Origin of the sequence: Spirillospora sp. CA-294931 (genome assembly GCF_050946795.1) — a bacterium.
In the GTDB taxonomy this organism is placed as follows: domain Bacteria; phylum Actinomycetota; class Actinomycetes; order Streptosporangiales; family Streptosporangiaceae; genus Spirillospora.
Window position 1 is genome coordinate 858,444 of the sequence record NZ_CP192006.1, and the last position, 19,782, is coordinate 878,225.

The following is a 19,782-nucleotide window of genomic DNA, read 5'->3' on the forward strand; positions in this document are numbered from 1 at the left end:
ATGAGCACCTCTGGAGACTTCGGCCCCGTCATCGCCTGGGGTCCCTCCGGCAAGGACGTGTACGACCGCACCTACTCGCGCACCAAGCCCAACGGCACGAAGGAGGTATGGCCCGAGACCGTGCGTCGGGTCGTCAAGGGCAACCTAGGCTTGGCCGCGGAAGACCAGGTGAACGAGGGCGAGGCGGCCGACCTCGGCTACCTCATGGAGGACTTCGCCGTCCTCCCGGCGGGCCGGCACCTATGGGCTAGTGGCGTGAAAGGCCGCCAGTTCCTCTTCAACTGCTGGCACTCCGGGTGGGGGGAAACCGTCTCCTCACACTTCCGCTTCTCGTTCATGCGTCTCATGGAAGGCGGGGGTGTCGGGGCCACCTACAGCACCGAGAACACCTCCAAGTACGGGCCGATCCAGCGCCCGATCGAGGTCCACCTCGTCTGCGATGAGACCCACCCGGACCACAATGCCATGCAGGTGGCGGGGCTGCTGTCTGACTACTTCGACCCGGCCTATCAGGGATCCTTCTTCGAGGTCGAAGACAGCCGGGAGGGATGGGCCGCGGCTCTGACCGACCTTCTGGAGTCCGCGTGGGACCCGGCCGCTCATCCGGTCAGGGTTTACGACGTCTCCCGAGTCCGCGCCTCGGGCGCTCGGCTCAAGACGTTCGGTGGCTTCGCCTCGGGCCCCGCGCCCCTAGCCAAGATGCTCAAGGAGATCGAAGAGGTCCTCGGCGACCTGGCGGTGACGACCGACCTTGACGGCAGGTTCGGCGTACCCCTAGACCCGATCTCTGCCATGGAGATCGACCACGCCGTTGCCCAGTGCGTGGTGGCGGGGGGTAACCGCCGTTCGGCGCGCATGTCGATCATGCCGTGGAACGACCCGCAGATTGACGAGTTCATTCACCTGAAGGAGGACACCGGTTCCCACTGGACCACGAACATCTCGGTTCAGATCGATGACGAGTTCAACGCAGCGCTGGAGAGCAACGACCCCACTGCCCTGTCGGTCCTCCAGTCCATCTCCGAGGGGATGCTTAGAGACGGCGAACCGGGGATCTGGAACAAGTCGCTCTCCAACATGGGCGAGGTCCACGAAGTTTCTTCCACCAACCCCTGCGGCGAGATTCCGCTTCCTGAATGGGGCGCATGTGTCCTCGGGCACGTGAACCTGGCCGCGTTCGCCCCCAAGGCACCAGGGGAGGATTTCGACCTGGACGGCGCGGTCAAGGCCGCCCGGCTGATGACTCGCTTCCTGATTCGGGCCACCTTCGGCGACATCCTGGACGACAACAGCCAACACGTCATGGACCGGGACCGCAGGATCGGCGTGGGGCTGTTCGGCTTCCAGGCGGCCATGGCCCGGATGGGAATCTCGTACGCCGAGATCGCCGACGACTGGCAGGTCAAGCGCATCCTGTGGGCGCTGAAGTCAGCCGTCCGGGACGAGGCGAGGACGTACGCCTTCGAACTCCGCATCCCGGAACCAATCAAGGTCACTGCGGTGGCACCCACGGGCACTATCGCCATGTTGCCTGGCACGACCGAGGGCATCCATCCGATCTTCAGCCGCTACTTCATCCGCCGGATTCGGTTCTCGACCCTGGACGAGGACCAGGTGAAGCGCCTGAAGGAGTTCAAGGCCCAGGGTTTCGTGGTCGAGCCCTGCCAGTACGCCGCGAACACGATGGTGGTGGAGATCCCGACCAAGGATCAGCTGGTCGATGACGTCGAAGCCCTGGGCCACGACCCGTCGATCGTTCAGTCCGCGGACGAGTTGACCCTGATGGAGATGCTCGCGGTTCAGGACACCGTCCAGTCCTGGTATGCGGACAACGCCGTTTCCTTCACGGCCAACATCGACCCGACCAAGTACACGGTCGAGGAGCTGATGGAGGTCCTGAAGTTCTTCGCCGGGACGCTGAAGGGCAGCACAATCTTCCCCGATCAGTCCCGTCCCCAGTCGCCCTACGAGCGCATTTCCGAGGCCGACTTCAACCTCTACCAGATGACGCAGATCGGCGAAGGCGTCGATGAGGAATGCGCCACTGGCGCGTGCCCTGTTCGTTAAGGAGACCAATGTCCGACGATCCGTTCGCCCCGTCCAACAACGACGCGCCGAGCGACCCTTGGGTCGAGTCCGCGCCTTCCACGCCCACTCACGTTCCGGAGGCATCTGTGAACGACACCCGCGACAAGTTCTCGATCAAGCTCACGCTGAAGGCCAACGGTGCCTACGACGCGGAGTGGATCAACCCGTGGGTCTCAGGCCGGACCGCTGACGAGGCGGCGTCCAACACCGTCGCCATGCTGAAGGCCCTGGCGCAGCACAGGGTGATCGAGATGGTGAGCAGCGCCGCCGAGTTCACCCGAACCCAGTACAAGGGTCAGGCCGGGACGTCCGGCGGTGACCAGCGCAACGGCGACAACAGCAGCAGCGGGGGTGGTGGCACCTACCGGCGTCGTGGCAACGGTGGTGATGGCGGGAACTCCCTGCCGCCGGGTGTCGAGTCCAAGTCCTGCAAGCACGGCGGCATGGTCTTCCGCTCGGGCACCAACAAGTGGAACAAGCCCTACCAGGCGTTCTTCTGCCCGACCGAGCAGAACGACCTCGACAAGTGCAAGCCGATTTTCTTGGACAACTAACAGCGGTAAGACAGCGGTAACGCAGATGGGCCGCCCTTCGGGGCGGCCCATCTGCTTCCTGGAAAGGAGGGCATTTGAAGACGCTGACGTTCAACGTCGTCGGCAGGGCGGCGCGTGTAAACATTCTTGAGACAGCCGAGGACGTTCATTCTTTCCAGGACTTCGTTCGACGGAACCAGAACGGCCTGGCATTCGACACTGAGACCACCGGCACGAACATCTACAAGCCGGGTTGGAAGTGGCGATTGGCCCAGTTCGGCAACGCCGAAGAGGCGTACGTGCTTCCGGTCGAGAACAGCCCATATCTCCGGGACCTCGTCGGCAGGGCGCTCCGCTACCTGAAACGGATCTACATCCACAACGCGACATATGACCTCCTGGTCGTGGACAAGGAGGTGGGCATCCCGGTTGAGGAGCTGTACCCCAAGGCCATCGACACGGGCATCATTTCCCGCCTGGTGGACTCCAGGGCCTTCAAGGAAGACGGGCCGGGCCACAAGCTCGAAGAGCTGATCGCGGCCTTCCTGGACGCCAGGGTTGCCAAGGAGATCAAGGGCTCCATCACGGCGATGGCCAAGGAGATGGGGGTCTCCAAGGAAGCGTTCTACCGACTGGCGCCGCTCGATAACGAGGGCTACAACCTCTACGCCGGAGCCGACGTCGTCGCGACGTTCATGCTGGTGAACGTCCTTACTCCGAAGGTGCCGGCTTCCGCTAGGAAGCTCATCACCTACGAGCACACCCTTGCTCGGATCTGCGCCGAGATCCAAAGGAACGGTTTCCTCCTCGATCGCGACTACACGCGGGTCGAGGCCCAGAAGCTTCTGGAGATCGAAACCTTCTGGGGGATGCAGGCCGAAGCCGAGCTGCTCCAGAACACGGTCTACGAGGGCGAGAACTTCTACGACCTGGACGAGACCAACTGGGGCAGTACTCAGCAGATGGCCCTGGCCTTCATGGACCGGGGAATCTACGAGTTCACCTTCACCGACAAGGGTCAACTCCAGGTCGATGAAGCCTTCTTGAACAAGTGGGCCGACGAGGGCGACCAGCTCGCAGAGGCCATCAGAGAAGGCAAGAAGGCAGGGAAATGGCGTAAGACCTGGTTCGAGTCGTTCATTGAGAACGTGGATGCGGACGGGCGCTGCCACGCCTCTATCAACACGATGCAGGCCCGCACCGCTCGCATGAGCATCACAGGCATTCCAGCCCAGACGCTCCCCTCGGGAGACCCGTACGTCCGGAACTGCTTCCTCGCTGAAGAGGGGCACCGGATCGCTTCCATCGACTACTCGAACATGGAACTTCGGGTGATGGCCGCCCTTTCGGGCGACCCGGTCATGACACGGGCATTCATTGAGGGCAAAGACCTTCACCAGATCACCGCGGATGCCGCTGGCGTGTCTCGCTCCGGGGGCAAGACTGGCAACTTCAGCAAGGCGTTTGGCGGAGGAGCCCAAGCCATCGCGGATGGTGCCGGCGTTCCGCTTGAGATCGGACAGAGGATCTCCGACGCCTTCGACACCACCTACAAGGGCGTTACCACCTACTCACTGAAACTCCAGAAACAGGCCCGCCGATTCGGCTACATCGAAACGGCCACCGGTCGCCGGTTGTACGTGGATAAGCAGCGCCCCTACTCGGCACTGAACTACGTCGTCCAGTCCAGTTCCCGCGACATCACTGGAGCGGCACTGACGCGACTCGACCAGGCAGGGTTCACGCCCTACATGCGCCTGCCGATTCACGATGAGGTTCTTTTTTCATTCCCGGAGGATCAGTCGGAAAAGATGGCCGCTGAAGCTGCCCGGATTATGACCCACACCATCAAGGGGCTTGAAGTCCCAACCGATCCGGAAGTGGCTGGACGGTCCTGGGGGTCGATTTACGAAGGTGACACGAAACACTAACGGGAGAGGCATTGAACGCCACTCGGGCTGTTCAAACCGTCACCGGCATCCCATCTGAATCCTGCAACTGAGGAGAGACCGATGGCGCTTGAGTTCCGGCCGTGGGGTAAGACTCCACGACTCGTGAAAGACATGATCATCACCGAGAAGATCGACGGCACCAACGGGTGCGTGGTGATCAAGAACATCGCCGGGAAGCCCTTCTCCGGCGGGCTGGTCGTTGGCACGGCTGGCGGACTCTTCCAGGTCGGAGCGCAGTCCCGAAACCGGATGCTCCCCGTGGGCCCCCAAGGCATGGACGACCTGGAGTGGCGTCGCCGCGACAATCAGGGCTTCGCCCAGTGGGTCAAGGCGAACGCGGCGGGCCTGGTAGAGACCCTCGGGGAGGGGCACCACTACGGCGAGTGGTACGGAGCCAAGATCGCCCGCAAGTACGCGTTGTCAGAGCGACGCTTCGCCCTCTTCAACGTCTCCCGCTGGGGCCACCTCAATGAGAACCCCAGTGTCGTGCCTGGCCTGGAAGCTGTCCCGCAGCTCTACCAAGGCCCGTTCGACACGGCCAAGGCTGTTGAGGTCTACGACGAGCTGATGGCCACGGGCTCGTGGGCCGTGCCGGGCTACATGAACCCCGAGGGCGTGATCGTCTACCACACGGCCAGCAAGCAGGTCTACAAGTACCTGGGTGCCGACGATCTCCACAAATGGCAACTCAAGGCGGTGGCCTAATGGCCCGTTTCTTCGACCTCAACGTGTCGACCGAGGGCCTGGACAGCTAGCCACCACATAACATGACCACACGGCCTCAGGCCGGGAGAGTTCGCAACCATCAACGATCATGCATGGTTTGCAAACTGCATTCGCTCCCGGTCTGGGGCCTTTTGTATGCCCGGAGACCAAAATGAACTGGACCATCCTTGACCCCTACGGCACTCCGTATGGAGGAGAGCGGGACAACTACCGCGCCCCCATCAACTACGGCGGTTCCGGCTATGAGGCCCCAGCGACCACGACGGGTTGGGCCTACGGAGACCGGCTGGAGTGCGTAGCCGCATTCGGGTGCAACAACGTCGGTGGGCTGGCCTAATGGACGACATCTGCCAAGCCTGCTGCATGGAGACTGAAGAACTCACCTGGGATGAGGACCACGAGGTCTACGTCTGTGGGGAGTGTGAGGAGAATTCTGTTGATTGAAAGCCTGATGTCAGTTTCCGAAGTTGCCGAGTACCTGAGTGTCCGAGAGTCATGGGTCTACGACAATTGGCGTGCAGAAGGTATCCCGTTCTTCCGCATTGGTAATCAGCTTCGCGCGAGTCGGGTCGACTTGGACGACTGGCTCGCTTCGCGGCGAGCTGCCTAGCGTTGCTGGTGACGGGCCCCCACCTCCCCAGGTGGGGGCCTTCTTTGCTTGGCGGGACCATGCGAGCGGTCAACTGGTTGACGGTTCAACTAACTTTGGATACCCTGCCGGGGTATAGCTTGCCTCTCTGATCGGAAGGAGACGCATTGGCAGACAACTGGGAAGGCAAGACTCCGGACGGGATCTCCTGGCGCTACAAGCGCAACCGTGCAGGTGAGCGCGTCAAGGGCGCGAATGGCAGGCCGGTCAAGGTCTACGGCTGGCGGACGACCCTCAACGGGAAGGAGGTGCGGGTCAAGCCCTCCGAGGACCTGGAAGCAGTCCGGGCCGAGCGCGACCAGATCAGGGTCGGCCGCCGTGGGGGCAGCTTCGTGGACCGCAGGAAGGGGGAGATCCTCTTCAAGGACCAGGCCGCCAAGTGGCTGGAGTCCAAGACCGACATCGACCAGGACAGCAGTCGCCGGATCTACGAGTCGTTGTTCAATACGATCAACTCACTGATCGGCGACAAGTCGCTGAACGACCTCACTCCGGACGTGCTCCAGGACTGCGTCAACGAGTTGGTGAGGCGCGGAAGACAGCCCAAGCAGTACTTCCGGCTGGTATGCGCGGTACTGCGCGACGCCATCGACAAGGATGTCATCGACCGCAAGGACCCGAAGGTCGGGGTCAACTTCACACCGCCGCCCCCACGTAAGCCGAAGTCGCTGTCTCAGGCGGAGTACGACGCAGCGGCCAAGGCGTTCAGGTCTGACCCGCTGCTGGAAGCGGTCTTCGTGGCTCTGGCCGAGACCGGGGCTCGGTTCTCCGAAGTGCTGGGCCTGTGCACGGACCAGATCGACCGGAAGGCCGGCGAGATCGATATCGACCGGCAGATGGCCAAGCACAGCAAGACGAAGGAGTTCTACCTCAAGGAGCCCAAGAGCCGAGCGGGCTTCCGGACGACCATCTACAGCCCAGCTCTGGACAAGGCGCTTACGGCCTATATGAAGAAGCACCCTCCGGTCGAGCACGAGCTGACCTATCGGCACCGGAACGGGGACGAGGAGACCCGCAAGGTCCTGGTCATCTTCACCACTGAGGACGGCCAGCCGATGACCCGTCACTACTTGAAGTGGCGCTGGGACAAGAGATGTAAGGCTGCCGGGATCAAGCTCACCCGTCATCAGCTTCGTCACACGCTGGCGACTCTGCTGATCGGTGATGGTGTGGACGGCAAGACCGTCCAGGCCATCCTGGGGCACTCGAAGTTCAGCACCACCATGGACATGTACGTCGACCCGTCAGAACAGGGCCGGGCAGCAGCCCGCAAGGCTCTGGCACGGCGCCGCATCAAGGCGGCTTGATCCCCCACCCCGTGGGGATTCAATGGGGACCGGGACCTCCGTCTGGGGTATTCGCCCTGGTCAAGTGGGTCGCGTGGGACTCGAACCCACAACCTACGGATTAAAAGTCCGGAGCTCTGCCAATTGAGCTAGCGACCCTGGGATCTCGGGCTGGCCGGGATTCCGGGATCTGAGTCTAGAGGGCGGGGTTGGTTGGTTGCACCTTGGTTGTGCGGCTAGCGGAGGAGGGTGTTGCGGAGGGTGATGCCGTGGAGGGTGCGGAGGCGGTGGATCTCGTAGGCGGCTATGGCGGTGACGGTTATCGGGGGGCCTAGGAGGAGGGCCAGGGAGATGTCTGTGGGGAGGCCCTTGTTGGTGTTCAGGAGGACGTCCACCAGGGTCATGACCCAGGCCAGGGACGTGGAGAGGAGGGGTGGGACCAGTTCGTGGATGTCGGCGGTGCGGAAGACGTGGGTCAGGGAGAGGAAGAAGCCGTAGAGGCAGAAGGGGATCGCGTAGAGGAGGATGAAGGCGCCGGCGATGGCCTTGACGGCGGGGGTGGCGGGGCCCCACATGTTGCGCAGGCCTTCGAACGTGGGGTCGGCCGCGAGGACGACCGAGAAGGCGGCGGAGAACTGGGCGAGGCCCGCCAGGACGGGGTAGCGGACCTGGCGGAGGAAGTGGCCTCGGTTCGGGGGCCTGGCGGCCAGGATGAAGCCGCCGACCACGAGGGGGAAGACGCCGATCAGGCCCAGGACGTTGAACCAGAGCTGGTTGACGCGGTCGCCCGCGACGTCTTCGGGGGAGGCGACCTCGTAGCTGAGCAGGACCGCCAGCGTGATCACGAGGCCGATCCAGGCGCGGGTGAACTGGAGCTTGCGGATTCGGGGGTCGACGATCAGGTCCGGGCGGGACGGGCGAAGGACCCGTTGGGCGCCCCTGATGGGGTTGAGGGCTCTGAAGAAGCGTTGGGTTCGGGTGGGGGGACGCGGGGGGCCTGGCGGGGGCGGACGCCAGCCCGGGGGTGGAGGTGGGGGTTGCCAGCCCGGTGGGGGTGGCGGGTGCCAGCCTGGCGGGGGGCGCCAGCCTGGGGGTGGGGGTGGGTAGCCCTGGTTCCAGGGTGGGGGTGGGCCTCCTGGGCCTGTCATGGCGGGCTCCCAATTTCGGTTGTTTTCGGCGGGAGCCTACTGGACGTGGATGGGGAGGTGTTTCAGGCCGTTTTGGAAGTTGGAGGTGAGGCGGGTCGGTGGGCTGGTCAGGGTGATTTCGTGGGGGAGGAGTTCGCGGAAGATGGCTCGCATTTGGGTGCGGGCCAGGTGGGCGCCCAGGCAGAAGTGGGGGCCGAAACCGAAGCTGACGTGGTCGTTGGGGGTTCTGGACACGTCGAAGGTGTCGGGGTTGGGGAAGACGGTTTCGTCGCGGTTGGCGGAGGCGTGGTAGACGACGACCTTTTCGCCTCGCTGGATGTGTTGGCCGCCTAGTTCTATGTCCCGGGTGGCTGTGCGGCGGAAGTCCATTACGGGGGGCCAGTAGCGGAGGATCTCCTCTACGGCGGTGGGGAGCAGGGCTTCGTTGGCGCGGAGTTTCGCTAGTTCCCGGGGGTGTTCCAGGAGGGTGAGGAGGCCGCCGGGGATGCCGTTGCGGAGGGTTTCGTTGCCCGCCACGGCGAAGAGGAAGAACATGTTCTCGAATTCGGGGGGCGTGAGACCGCCCTGGAGCATGCGGGACATGATGTCTTCGCCGGGGGCCTTGGCTTTCTCTTCGGCCAGGGCGTGGGCGTAGGTGAACATGTCTTGCAGGGCTTCTTTGGAGCGGGGGTTGACCGGGCGGCCGTCCGGGCGAACGAGGGTGGGGCGGTTCGCCGCCGCGTTTCGGCCTAGGGGGCTGAGGTTTTCGGCGGTGGAGAGGTTGGCGTAGTCGTCGTCCTGGTAGCCGATCACGCGGGACGCCCAGTCGAAGAGGAGGCGGCGGTCCTGGTCGGGGACGCCCATGATGTGGGCGAGGGTCCATACGGGGAGGTCGGCTGCTACCTCGACGAAGTCGACTGTGCCTTCGTCCGCGGCTTGGGATATGAGGGTCCTGGCTCTTTGGGTGATGGTTTCTTCCAGGGCGCGGGTGGCTCTCGGGGTGAAGGCGGCGGCGACGATGCGGCGCAGGCGGGAGTGGCCGGGCGGGTCCTGGTTGAGCATCATCGCCTGGACGAACTCCAGGTCGGCGGGGGTGTCGGGGTCGCGGATCTGGGTGGCGCCCAGGTGGGACGAGAACAGGTCGGGGGAGCGCAGGACGTGCTTGACGTCCTTGTGGCGGAAGACGGCCCAGTAGCCGGGGCCCTCGGGCCAGGGGCCGACGGGTGGCTCGGGGATTCTGCAGACGGGAGACTCCGTGCGGAGGCGGCGGAACTCGTCGTAGGGGACGGCCGTGGTGTAGGTGGCCGGCAGGAAGATCTCCTCAAGCATGGGATCAGCGTGCATCATGTCGGGGTGACGTTGAAACCCGGTGACGGCGACAAGATCCTTCGTGACAACTTCGCGCCTTGGGTGCTCGACCTCGGGCTGGTGGTCGAGGAGATCGGGGATCGCAGGGCCACCCTGCGGCTTCCCTGGTCCGAGCGGCTGGCTCGGGAGGGGGGCGGACTGTCGGGGCAGGCCCTGATGGCGGCGGCGGACACGGCGACGGTGATCGCGGTTTCGGGGTCGCGGGGCGGGTTCGTGCCGATGACCACCGTGCAGCAGTCGACGTCCTTTCAGCGGCCGATCGTGGCCAAGGACGTGCTGGTGGCGGTGCACATCACCAAGCTCGGGCGGACGCTGGCGTTCGCCGACGTGACGATGACGGGCGACGGGGATTCCGAGCCCGCCGCCAAGGCGAGCACGGTTTACGCGATCCTGGGGTAGTGACGACTTACACCGAGAAGGTCGCCGTGGTCGACGGCGAGTTCGACCTGCATGTCCGCAAGCCCGCGAGCGGGGGTGGTCCCGGGATTCTGCTGATCCAGGAGATCTTCGGGGTGGGCGACTATCTGCACGCGGTGGCCGAGGATCTGGCGGGCCTGGGGTACGTGGTGGCCGCGCCCGATCTGTTCTGGCGCGTCCAGCCGGGATGGTCGGTGGCGCACACCGAGGAGAGCATCAAGCAGTCGATGGAGGTGGCGGGACGGTTCGACGCCGAGCAGGGCGTGGACGACCTGGAGGCGGCGCTGGCGCATCTGCGCGAGCTGCCCGAGGTCTCCGACGGGGTGGGAGCGCTGGGCTTCTGCCTCGGCGGGACGATGGCGTTCCTGCTGGCCGCGCGGGCTCCATTGGACGCGGTCGTGTCCTACTACGGGTCGCGGGTGCCGGAGCTGCTCGATCTGCTCGACGAGATCGACGCGCCGTTGCAGTTGCAGTTCGGCGGGTCCGATCCGTATATCCCGCGTGACCAGGTCGCGGCCGTGGAGCGGGCCGTGGAGGGGCGCGAGGGCGTCGAGCTGCACGTCCACGAGAAGGGCGGGCACGCCTTCCACAACCGCAAGGCGCCGATGTTCTACCAGGCCGAGCCCGCGGCGGCGGCGTGGCCGCTGACCGAGGCGTTCCTGGCCGAGCACCTTCCGGTGTCAGCCAGGTAGGGCCCAGGACGGCAGGGGCTCGCAGTTCGCGACCCAGGCGGCGGGCGGGTCGGCGTCGACGATGCCGCAGACGATCGCGCACGTCGTGTCGATGTCGCCGCCCGCCGCGGCCGTCGTCCAGAAGGCCGCCTCCAGGTCGCCGAGGTGGCGGGCGGCGGCCCACAGCGTGAACGGGACGGTGTCGTGCGCGGCGACCTGGCGGCCGTTGCCGAGGACGGCGGCGGCCGTCCCGGGGTCGCCGATCGTGAGGAGGCGGCGTGCCTCGCCGATGCCGTCCCTGACCTTGCCCGGCGGGACGTGGGCGAGCACGCGGTCGATGAACACGCCGGGCGCGGGGCGTTCGGGGGCGATGGCGGTCGCCACGGCGACGGCGATCGCGCCCGCGACGGCCTCGGGGTGCGGATGGGTCACCTCGGCCGACAGGGCGGCCTGGCGCGCGGCCTCGGCGGGGTCGCCGGCGAACCAGGCGCCGAGGGGCGCCACGCGCATCGCGGCGCCGTTGCCCCAGGAGCCCTGGCCGTCGAACGCCTCGCGCGCGAGGACGCGCCAGTCGCCTCCCTGGCGGATCAGCCGCAGGAGGCGGTTGGTGGACGGCCCGTAGCCCCGGTCGAAGTCGTGGTGCTCGGCGAAGGACGCGGCGAGGGCGTCCTGGTCGATGGTTCCGTGCCGGGCCAGGACCAGCTGGACCGAGGCGGCCATCTCCGTGTCGTCGGTCCACTGCCAGGGGGCGGGCGGCAGGGTGCGGCTCTCGAACGCGGCGCGGTTGGCCGGGACGAAGAACTGCGAGCCGAGCGCGTCGCCGACGGCCAGCCGGAGCAGCGCCGTCACGAGGTGGCCGGTTCGAGGTCGGGGCGGAGCCTGGGCAGCTCGCGGCGGGACGAGACACCGAGCTTGGGATAGGCCTTGTACAGGTGGTACTCGACCGTTCGCGGGCTCAGGAACAGCTGGGCGGCGATCTCGCGGCTGCTGATGCCGTCGGCGGCGAGCCGGACGACCTGGAGCTCCTGCGGGGTGAGTCGGTCGATCAGGGCGGGGGCGAGCGTCTGGCCCTGCGCGGTGCCGGGCTCGCCGGTCGCGCGCAGTTCGGCGCGGGCGCGCTCGGCCCAGGGCGCGGCGCGGAGGCGGTCGAAGACCGCGATGGCCGACTTCAGTGGGACGCGGGCGTCGCTGCGGCGGCGCGCGCGCCGCAACCACTCCCCGTAAAGCAGTTCGGTGCGCGCGCGCTCGAACGGCCGCGTCGCCTGCTCGTGCAGTTCCAGGGCCTGGACGTAGGGCTTCTCGGCGTCGTCCACCAGCGCGCGGCAGCGCAGCGCCACGGCGCGCGCCCAGGGCTGCCCGCCCGCCTCGGCCCAGGCCAGGAAGCGCTCCAGCGCCGGTAGCGCGCGCTCGGGCTCCCCGGCCCGGACGGCCGTCTCGACCAGGTCGCCCGTGGCGTACACGGTGCCCGAACTGTGGCCGCGCGGACCCTGGACGATGGCGTCCAGCCGGCGCAGCGCCGCGTCGTACCGGCCGAGGCCGAGGTCGAGCAGGCTCAGCGCGGTGTCGGCGTTGCCGCCACCCGGGGGCGGGGCCAACTCGATCAGGGAGCCGAGCCGCTCCTCGTCGCCTTCGATCGCGGCGACCCGGGCCAGCGTGGCCTCCAGCCGTCCCACGCGCCGCTCGAAGCCGGTGTCGCGGGCCAGCGCGATCGCCTCGCCGACCGTGGCCTCGGCGTCCTGGTGGCGTCCGACCGCGATCTGGACCTGGGCGAGCGACTGCAGGACGCTCGGCAGCTGGCCGACCAGCCCGTTGCGACGGCAGCGCGCCGCCTCGGTCTCGGCGAGCTCCAGCGTCCGCCCGTCGTCGCCGAGGATCAGGCCGGCCGTGACGGCGGTGGCACGGTCACCGGGGGACGTCGTGTCGCAGACGTCGTCGATCACGCTCGACAGCAGTGGGAGGCCGCGCGCGGGATCGTCCTCGATCAGTGCCGCCAGCCCCCGCACGGCCTGGTCGTCGTGGCCGGCGTCCGCCAGCAGCTCGGCGGCGTGGCGGACGGCCGTCCGCTCGCCGGAGCTCCAGCCGTAGACGGCGGCGGTGCGCAGCATCCGCGGCAGGTCGTCGCGCGCGGCGGACGGCACGTGCTCGATCACCATCCGCGCCGCCGTCTGGGCGTCGCCGCGCTCGAACTCGACGGCCGCGCGGAGCGTGGCGAGCCGCGCGTGCTGGGCGGGGTCGGCGGTGAGCGTCCCGGCCCAGCGGGCCAGCTCCACGGCCTCGGCGGCGTTCCCGGCCTCGATGTGCGCGGAGGCCGCGTCCGCCAGCCGCCGGGCCCGTGCCGACGGGTCGGGCGTCAGGTCGGCGGCCTGCCGGACGAGCGACGCCGCCGTCGCGTACCCGGAGCGCCTGCGCGCGCGCTCTGCCGCCTGGTCGAGCTCGGCCGCGACGCTCTCGTCGGGGGACGTGGCGGCCGCCGCGAGGTGGCGCGCCCGGCAGTCGGCGTCGTCGGCGGCGACGGCCAGCGCCGCGTGGGCCGCGATCCGGCGCGCGGCCACCGCGCCGTGGTAGGCCGCGGCCCTGATCAGCGGGTGCCGGAACGTGAGCACGGTGCCGTTCACCTGCACCAGGCGCTCGCGCTCGGCCGGTTCCAGGTCGGCCAGGTCGGCGCCGAACGACCCGGCGGCGCCCAGCAGCGTCGGCAGGTGGCCGCGCCCTTCGGCGGCGGCCAGCAGCAGCATCAGCCGGGTGCGTTCGGGCAGCGCCCCAATACGGGAGCGGAAGCTGGCGATGACCCGGTCCGCCAGGGGGATCGGCTGGGCGCCGCTCGGGAGCCGCTGCCAGGACGCCCCGAACTCGATCAGGGCCAGCGGGTTGCCCGCGGCCTCCTTGATCACGCGGCCCCGCCGCGCGGCCGGGACGCCGGCCCCGGCCAGCAGCCGCTCGGCGTCGGCGCGGCCGAGCCGCTCCAGGAGCATCTCGGGAAGGCCCGTGCCGGTGAACTCGTCCTCCCGGGTGGCGAACAACATCACCACGCCTTCGGCGGCGAGGCGGCGCGCGGCGAACAGCAGCGCCTCACTGGTCGCGGTGTCGAGCCACTGCGCGTCGTCCACCACGCACAGGACGGGCCCGTCGTCGGCCAGGTCGGCCAACAAAGTCAGCACCGCGAGCCCGGTCGTGAAGCGGTCACCCGCCCGCCCGGCCGAGCCGCTGTCCGCCCGCCAAGACGAGCCGCTGTCCGCCTGCCCGGGCGTGCCGCCGCCTGTCTGCCCGGGCGTGCCGCCGCTCACGTGCTCGGATGAGCCGCCGTCCGCCTGCCCGAACGGGCGGCGGGCCGCGTGCCCCGGCGTGCCGCCGCCTGCGTGCCCGGATGAGCCGCCGTCCGCCCGCCCGGACGTGCCGCCGTCCGCACGCCAAGACGTGCCGCTGTCCGCCTGCCCGGGCGCGCCGCCGCCTGTCTGCCCGGGCGTGCCGCCGCTCACGTGCCCGGATGAGCCGCCGTCCGACCGTCCGGACGAGCCGTCACCCGTCTGCCCGGACGTGCCGTCACCCGCCTGCCCGGGCGTGCCGCGGCCCGCGTGCTCGGGCGTGCCGCCGCTCGCGTGTCCTGACGGGCCGCCTTCCACGCGGCCGGACGGGCCACCGCCCGCCCGCCCGGCCGAGTCGCCGCCCGCCTGCCCGAACGGGCCGCTGTTCGCCTGCCCGGACGGGCCGCCGTCCGGGCGCCGAGACGGGCCGCCGTTCGACTGTCCGGACGGGACGACGCCCAGGGCCGTGCGCAGGGCCTCGGCCTGGGGGCCGGGTAGGGCCGCCGACCGTTCGCGCACCGGCCACAGCAGTTGGTTGAGCCCGGCGAACGCCAGGTCGGACTCGGCCTCGACGCCGACGGACCGCAGCACGCGCAGGCCGGGGGCGGCGGCCGCCTCGTCCAGCAGTGCCGACTTGCCGATGCCCGCCTCGCCGCGCAGCAGCAGCACGCCGCTGCGCCGGTGGTCGCGCGCGTCGGTGATCATCCGCGCGATCTGGTCGCGCTGGTCGTCCCGCCCGTAGAGCACGAGGTCAAAACTACGTGCCGCGCTCCCGAAGTTTTACGGATTCGGCCCGTATACGGGCGCTCCTAGCTTCGGAGCAGCGACAACGCACCGCTGAAACCTTGGGAGAGTCTCATGAAGGAACTGTTCGAGCCCGTGACGATCGGAAAGCTCAGCCTTCCCCACCGGCTTCTCATGGCGCCGATGACCCGGAGCCGGGCCGACGAGGAGCGCCGCGCCACCGAGCTGATGGCGGAGTACTACGCGCAGCGCGCCGGAGCCGGTTTGATCATCACCGAGGGCACCCAGCCGAGCGTGATCGGCCAGGGCTACATCCAGACCCCCGGGTTGCACACCGACGAGCAGACCCGCGCGTGGCGCAAGGTCACCGACGCCGTCCATGCCGAAGGCGGGCACATCTTCGTCCAGCTGATGCACGCGGGGCGGGTCGGCCACCCCTACCTCTACCCGGACGGTTCGCTGCCGCTGGCTCCCTCGGCGATCGCGTCGGGCGAGCAGCTGTTCACCGTTGACCAGGGGATGCTCGACCACCCCACCCCGCGCGAGATGAGCCTGGACGACATCGCCCAGACGGTGGAGGACTTCGCCTCCGGCGCGCGCAGGGCGATCGACGCGGGCTTCGACGGTGTGGAACTGCACGGCGCCAACGGGTATCTGATCCACCAGTTCCTCGCCGACGGCACCAACAAGCGCACCGACGTATACGGGGGCTCGATCGAGAACCGCATCCGGTTCGCCGTGGAACTGGTGCGAGCCGTCAGCGACGCCATCGGCCCCGAGCGCCTCGCGCTGCGCGTCTCGCCCGGCAACCCCTTCAACAACATGTCCGAGAGCGACACCGACGAGCTCTACCCGGCCCTGATGCGCGAGCTCCGCCAATTCCCGTTGGCGTACGTCCACGTCATGGAGAGCACCTCGCGCGAGAGCACCAGGAAGGTGCGCGAGGCGTGGGGCGGCACGCTCGTCCTCAACCCCCACGCGACCGCGGAGTCGTCCCCGTCCCGCGCGGACGAGGCGCTGGAGGCGATCCGGGCCGGCCTGGCCGACGCCGTCGCCTTCGGCGAGCTGTGGCTGGCCAACCCCGACCTGCCCGCGCGGGTCAAGGCGGGCGGCCCCTTCAACGGCGCCGACCCGGCCACCTTCTACGGCGGCGACCACCGCGGCTACACCGACTACCCGGCGCTGGGCTGACCCCCGGACGGAACAAAGGCACTCCCGGTGCCCTCGGGGGGCTGCCGGGAGTGCCTTGTTCGTGCCCTGGGGCCGTGCCGGACCGGATCAGTAGCCGGGACGGACGGCGCCGCTGAAGTTGCGCTTGTAATAGCGGTTCAGCTTCACCCTCTTGACGCGCTTGCCGGAGCTCGGCGCGTGGATCATGTAGCCCTTGCCGACGTAGATGCCCATGTGGCTCTTGCCGGAGTAGAAGAAGAGCAGGTCGCCCGCCACGGCGCCCTTCCAGGACACCTTGTACCTGACGGCGCGGTAGATCTGCGTCGTGGTTCGGGGCAGCTTCACTCCGGCCTTGCGCCAGGAGCCTCCCGCCAGGCCGGAGCAGTCCCACGAACGGGGCCCGCGGCCGCCGTAGCGGTACGGGTCGCCGATCTGCCCGTAGGCGTACTTCACGGCGTAGTTCGCGCGCTTCTTCTGCTTCGCCTTGCGCGTCTTGGAGATCTTGGGCGCGGCGGCCTTGGCGGCCTGCGGGGCGATGGCCCGGGGCGCGGCGCTCGCCGGGGCCGCCGGGAGGACCGAGGCTCCGAGCGCGACCGCGGCGCCGATGATGCTCGCGGTGACGATCCGGGTTTTCAGGGGGGTTCGGGGGGTACTCAGGATGTCTCCTGACCTCGCTGGTGGCGCCTACCGGGCAGCCCGCACCGCGACGTGGCGGTGGGACGTGCGGGCCGGGCTCCGACGATGCGGGAGGCATCGGGGCTGTTGGCCACTCCGGCTCCGCGCATCTGGTCTGCGCGGACGCGGCGGCCGATCGCGAGGTCGTGCGGCGGTCGGGCTGGATGTCGCCGTTGCCCCCGCGTCGGCGTGATGTTCTGTTGTTCTGGTGCGGCCGGAGCCGCATGGAACGGCTAGAACGTAGCCATGCGGCCGGATATCCGGCAAACCGATCGGGCGTCCGCGGGAACGGACAAGTGCCGGTTTGTGTCTCGTATTAACCGTTCTGCCTGGGCTTATCCGTCGAGGATCATAATGGATGTGATGTGGCTCACAGTTTGGAAAACATGGCGCGCCTGACGCTTCGTGCGCGGCGCGCCACGCCCTTTTCGATGGTCCGGCTAACGATTCTGAGTGATCACGCTCAGTAGCCGGGACGCACGGCGCCGGTGAAGTTGCGCTTGTAGTAGCCCGCCAGCTTCACCCGCTTGACGCGCTTGCCGGAACTGGGCGCGTGGATCATGTGGCCCTTGCCGACGTAGATTCCCACGTGGCTCTTGCCCGAGTAGAAGAACACCAGGTCACCGGCGGCAAGGCGTTTCCAGGACACCTTGTACCTCACCGCGCGGTAGATCTGGGTCGTCGTGCGGGGGAGCCTCACGCCCGCCTTGCTCCACGAGCCTTTGGCCAGGCCCGAGCAGTCCCAGGAGCTCGGTCCGTTGCCGCCCCAGCGGTAGCGGTCGCCGATCTGCTTGTAGGCGTACGACACCGCGGCCGCCGCCCGGCGCTTCTGCCTGGTCTTTCTCGACACGGCCTTGCTGCCGGACGCCGAATGCGCCGCGGTGGCCCCGGTCGTGGCGGACGGGGCGGCGGCGCTCGCCGGCGCCGCCGGCACCGCCACCGCTCCCGCGGCGGCGAGACAGCCGCTCAGAAGCACAATGCGGGCACGGGACGAATGGGGGAATGGGAAGGTATTCAGGATTGCTCCTCACCTCGCCGATCACGCCTACCGGGCAGCCGAAAAAGGATGTGACAAGGGGTTCGGCCAAAGGTGGTCTCGCGACCGGGATGGCTTCCCGCTCGGCCGCGAAGGCCCGGCTCCATGCTTCTGGTCTGCATGGACGCGGCAGGTCGCCTCGCGCGCACCGCTGGGGTGCGCGTTCTGGATGCCGTGCGGGAGACTCGCACGGACGCGGCGACCGCTGTTCGGTCATCGGCGGCCACTGCGCCGCCGAACGAGCATCACCGAAGCACGGATCGATGGCTCACGGCAATGCCGGGCCCCGCAATACCGTCTTTTGGATCACACAAACTGCCATTACTCAACGTGATATGCGCTGCCCAAGGCGAGTCCGAATTTATGTGCTTGTGATGCGCGCCACAATCGCGCCCGGCGCCCACTTGTGTGTGTTATGTCCGAATTTGCAGGGTGATCGATTGGTTGCGTTCCGCTGCTCCCGGGAGGGCGTGTCCTCTGGCGCGGTGACGCCAATCACGGTTCTGTTACCTGCATCACCTTTTGGTGAGAACTCCGTCTCGGGTGCGTTCGGCCCCTGCGTCAAACCTCGTCCGGGTGCTCGGGCCGTAGCCGGAACCGGCCAGGAGACGCACGTTGACAGCCGTCCCGGCTCCGCCTGTCATCCGAGCAAGCGCACCACTCCGGAGGGAGAGCTCCCCGTGTCCCCCAGAACCGGACGCCCGCGGGCCGCACACGCACTACTCGCCACCTTCGTCCTCCTGGCCACCGCCCTGACTCCGCCCGCCTCCGCCGCGACGCGGACGACCGGGACGGGCAAGTTCCCGCCCGGTTTCCTGTGGGGCGTGTCGCTCTCCGGGTTCCAGAGCGAAGGGACGTTCCCCGACAGCAACTGGACGCGCTACGTCGCGCGCGGCGCGCACGGCGTCAAGGACCCCTACAAGAAGGCCGCCGACTTCAGGCACCGGTACCCCGAGGACATCGAGCGGGCGCGCCGGCTCGGGGTCAAGGTGTTCCGGACGTCCGTCGAGTGGGCGCGGGTCGAGCCGCGACCCGGGAGGCGGGACGCGCGGGAGCTGGCGTACTACGACGACCTCGTCCGGCGCGTCAAGGCCGCCGGGATGCGGCCGATGCTGACGCTCGACCACTGGGTGTACCCGGGGTGGGTGGCCGACCAGGGGGCGTGGGACAACCCCAAGACGGTACGGGACTGGCTGCGCAACGCCCGGTTCCTGGTCGAGCGGTACAAGCGCCAGGGCGTCCTCTGGATCACCTTCAACGAGGCGAGCCAGTACGTGTATCACGAGACCCTGTCGAAACCGTTGAACGCTCGGCAGGTCCTCACCATGCGCGACGCGCTGATCAGGACGCACCGCGCCGCCTACGACATGATCCACCAAGTGGACCCGGGTGCCCCGGTGTCGAGCAACGTGGCCTACGGGTCGGTGCTCAACGGCCTCTTCGACGCGGCGCTGTTCAACCACGTCACCGACAAGCTCGACTTCGTCGGCGTCGACTACTACTACGGCGCCAACCTGGAGAACACCACCGTCCGGCACGCGCTCACGGGCGAGTTCTGGCGGATCGACCCCGAGCCCGAGGGCATCTACTACGTCCTGAAGAACTACCAGCGCCGCCTGCCGAAGCTGCCGCTCTACATCGTCGAGCAGGGGATGCCGACGGACGCGGGCAAGCCGCGTCCCGACGGCTACACGCGGACCGACCACCTGCGCGACCACCTGTACTGGGTGCAGCGCGCCATCGCCGACGGGGTCAAGGTGATCGGCTACAACTACTGGAGCCTCATCGACAACTACGAGTGGGGCAGCTACCGTCCGCGCTTCGGCCTCTACACGGTGGACGCCCTGCGCGACCCCGCGCTCGCGCGCCGTCCCACCGACGCCGTGCCCGCCTACCGTGCCGTCATCGGCAACAGGGGTGTCCCGGGGGGCTACGTCCCCAAGCGCAAGCCGGGCTGGTGCTCCATCGAGGACCCCATCGCCACCTGCCTGGGCAAAACACCCACCCCGCCCGCTCCGACCGGAAGATGGTGAACACT

Annotated in this window: 17 protein-coding genes and 1 tRNA gene; 11 read left to right on the forward strand and 7 right to left on the reverse strand. The window is 68.2% G+C overall.

Annotated elements, in window-relative coordinates:
* The 7 genes from nrdJ (at position 1) to ACQPY4_RS04205 (ending at position 7,255) form a co-directional block, all read left to right on the forward strand.
* Entirely contained in the window at positions 1 to 2,067 is a 2,067-nt protein-coding gene (gene nrdJ / locus ACQPY4_RS04175) for a ribonucleoside-triphosphate reductase, adenosylcobalamin-dependent (protein WP_433332576.1), read from the forward strand.
* An 8-nt stretch (positions 2,068 to 2,075) separates the two neighbouring features.
* Positions 2,076 to 2,642: a hypothetical protein gene (locus ACQPY4_RS04180; protein ID WP_433332578.1), complete on the forward strand. Its 567-nt coding sequence runs from the start codon at positions 2,076 to 2,078 to the stop codon at positions 2,640 to 2,642.
* Positions 2,643 to 2,716: 74 nt separating this feature from the next.
* Complete coding sequence (locus ACQPY4_RS04185) at positions 2,717 to 4,552, forward strand: DNA polymerase (RefSeq protein WP_433332580.1); 1,836 nt, start codon at positions 2,717 to 2,719, stop codon at positions 4,550 to 4,552.
* An 81-nt stretch (positions 4,553 to 4,633) separates the two neighbouring features.
* Positions 4,634 to 5,278, forward strand: a complete 645-nt coding sequence (locus ACQPY4_RS04190) for an RNA ligase family protein (RefSeq protein WP_433332582.1) — start codon at positions 4,634 to 4,636, stop codon at positions 5,276 to 5,278.
* Between the two features lie 172 nt (positions 5,279 to 5,450).
* Complete coding sequence (locus ACQPY4_RS04195; RefSeq protein WP_433332584.1) at positions 5,451 to 5,636, forward strand: hypothetical protein; 186 nt, start codon at positions 5,451 to 5,453, stop codon at positions 5,634 to 5,636.
* 114 nt (positions 5,637 to 5,750) lie between these two features.
* Positions 5,751 to 5,909, forward strand: coding sequence for a helix-turn-helix domain-containing protein (locus tag ACQPY4_RS04200; RefSeq protein ID WP_433338794.1), 159 nt, complete (start codon positions 5,751 to 5,753; stop codon positions 5,907 to 5,909).
* Positions 5,910 to 6,055: 146 nt separating this feature from the next.
* Complete coding sequence (locus tag ACQPY4_RS04205) at positions 6,056 to 7,255, forward strand: tyrosine-type recombinase/integrase (protein WP_433332586.1); 1,200 nt, start codon at positions 6,056 to 6,058, stop codon at positions 7,253 to 7,255.
* 65 nt (positions 7,256 to 7,320) lie between these two features.
* Here the strand turns inward: ACQPY4_RS04205 and ACQPY4_RS04210 are convergent.
* The 3 genes from ACQPY4_RS04210 to ACQPY4_RS04220 all read right to left on the reverse strand — a co-directional run bounded on the left by ACQPY4_RS04210 (position 7,321) and on the right by ACQPY4_RS04220 (position 9,690).
* Positions 7,321 to 7,393: transfer RNA gene (locus ACQPY4_RS04210), tRNA-Lys, on the reverse strand.
* A 77-nt stretch (positions 7,394 to 7,470) separates the two neighbouring features.
* Positions 7,471 to 8,079: a hypothetical protein gene (locus ACQPY4_RS04215; RefSeq protein ID WP_433332588.1), complete on the reverse strand. Its 609-nt coding sequence runs from the start codon at positions 8,077 to 8,079 to the stop codon at positions 7,471 to 7,473.
* 339 nt (positions 8,080 to 8,418) lie between these two features.
* Positions 8,419 to 9,690, reverse strand: a complete 1,272-nt coding sequence (locus tag ACQPY4_RS04220) for a cytochrome P450 (RefSeq protein ID WP_433332590.1) — start codon at positions 9,688 to 9,690, stop codon at positions 8,419 to 8,421.
* 24 nt (positions 9,691 to 9,714) lie between these two features.
* Between ACQPY4_RS04220 and ACQPY4_RS04225 the strand changes: the two genes are divergently transcribed.
* Positions 9,715 to 10,128 (forward strand): PaaI family thioesterase, encoded by a 414-nt coding sequence (locus ACQPY4_RS04225; RefSeq protein ID WP_433332592.1) that lies wholly within the window; start codon positions 9,715 to 9,717, stop codon positions 10,126 to 10,128.
* Positions 10,128 to 10,838, forward strand: a complete 711-nt coding sequence (locus ACQPY4_RS04230; protein WP_433332594.1) for a dienelactone hydrolase family protein — start codon at positions 10,128 to 10,130, stop codon at positions 10,836 to 10,838. Before ACQPY4_RS04225 ends, ACQPY4_RS04230 begins: the two co-directional genes overlap by 1 nt.
* Here ACQPY4_RS04230 and ACQPY4_RS04235 read toward each other — a convergent pair.
* Positions 10,827 to 11,666, reverse strand: a complete 840-nt coding sequence (locus ACQPY4_RS04235; protein WP_433332596.1) for an ADP-ribosylglycohydrolase family protein — start codon at positions 11,664 to 11,666, stop codon at positions 10,827 to 10,829. The genes ACQPY4_RS04230 and ACQPY4_RS04235 overlap by 12 nt on opposite strands.
* Positions 11,663 to 14,866 carry a LuxR C-terminal-related transcriptional regulator gene (locus ACQPY4_RS04240; protein ID WP_433332598.1) on the reverse strand — a complete coding sequence of 1,068 codons (3,204 nt, stop codon included), beginning with the start codon at positions 14,864 to 14,866 and terminating at the stop codon, positions 11,663 to 11,665. The genes ACQPY4_RS04235 and ACQPY4_RS04240 overlap by 4 nt, the downstream gene beginning before the upstream one ends.
* A gap of 111 nt (positions 14,867 to 14,977) precedes the next feature.
* Between ACQPY4_RS04240 and ACQPY4_RS04245 the strand changes: the two genes are divergently transcribed.
* Positions 14,978 to 16,054, forward strand: a complete 1,077-nt coding sequence (locus tag ACQPY4_RS04245) for an alkene reductase (protein ID WP_433332600.1) — start codon at positions 14,978 to 14,980, stop codon at positions 16,052 to 16,054.
* Positions 16,055 to 16,141: 87 nt separating this feature from the next.
* On the opposite strand, the gene ACQPY4_RS04250 is transcribed toward ACQPY4_RS04245, so the two are convergent.
* Both ACQPY4_RS04250 and ACQPY4_RS04255 read right to left on the reverse strand, forming a co-directional pair.
* Entirely contained in the window at positions 16,142 to 16,486 is a 345-nt protein-coding gene (locus tag ACQPY4_RS04250) for a C40 family peptidase (protein WP_433332602.1), read from the reverse strand.
* 685 nt (positions 16,487 to 17,171) lie between these two features.
* On the reverse strand, positions 17,172 to 17,642 hold the full coding sequence (locus tag ACQPY4_RS04255; RefSeq protein ID WP_433332604.1) for a C40 family peptidase: 471 nt from the start codon (positions 17,640 to 17,642) through the stop codon (positions 17,172 to 17,174).
* A gap of 782 nt (positions 17,643 to 18,424) precedes the next feature.
* Here ACQPY4_RS04255 and ACQPY4_RS04260 point away from each other — a divergent pair.
* Positions 18,425 to 19,777 carry a family 1 glycosylhydrolase gene (locus ACQPY4_RS04260; RefSeq protein WP_433332606.1) on the forward strand — a complete coding sequence of 451 codons (1,353 nt, stop codon included), beginning with the start codon at positions 18,425 to 18,427 and terminating at the stop codon, positions 19,775 to 19,777.
* Positions 19,778 to 19,782: the final 5 nt, after the last annotated feature.

What these genes read in the sequence shown, in the direction of transcription:
- nrdJ (WP_433332576.1), top strand. Translation starts at nt 1, where the DNA reads ATGAGCACCTCTGGAGACTTCGGCCCCGTCATCGCCTGGGGTCCCTCC.
- ACQPY4_RS04180 (WP_433332578.1), top strand. Translation starts at nt 2,076, where the DNA reads ATGTCCGACGATCCGTTCGCCCCGTCCAACAACGACGCGCCGAGCGAC.
- ACQPY4_RS04190 (WP_433332582.1), top strand. Translation starts at nt 4,634, where the DNA reads ATGGCGCTTGAGTTCCGGCCGTGGGGTAAGACTCCACGACTCGTGAAA.
- ACQPY4_RS04195 (WP_433332584.1), top strand. Translation starts at nt 5,451, where the DNA reads ATGAACTGGACCATCCTTGACCCCTACGGCACTCCGTATGGAGGAGAG.
- ACQPY4_RS04200 (WP_433338794.1), top strand. Translation starts at nt 5,751, where the DNA reads ATGTCAGTTTCCGAAGTTGCCGAGTACCTGAGTGTCCGAGAGTCATGG.
- ACQPY4_RS04220 (WP_433332590.1), bottom strand. Translation starts at nt 9,690, where the DNA reads ATGCTTGAGGAGATCTTCCTGCCGGCCACCTACACCACGGCCGTCCCC.
- ACQPY4_RS04245 (WP_433332600.1), top strand. Translation starts at nt 14,978, where the DNA reads ATGAAGGAACTGTTCGAGCCCGTGACGATCGGAAAGCTCAGCCTTCCC.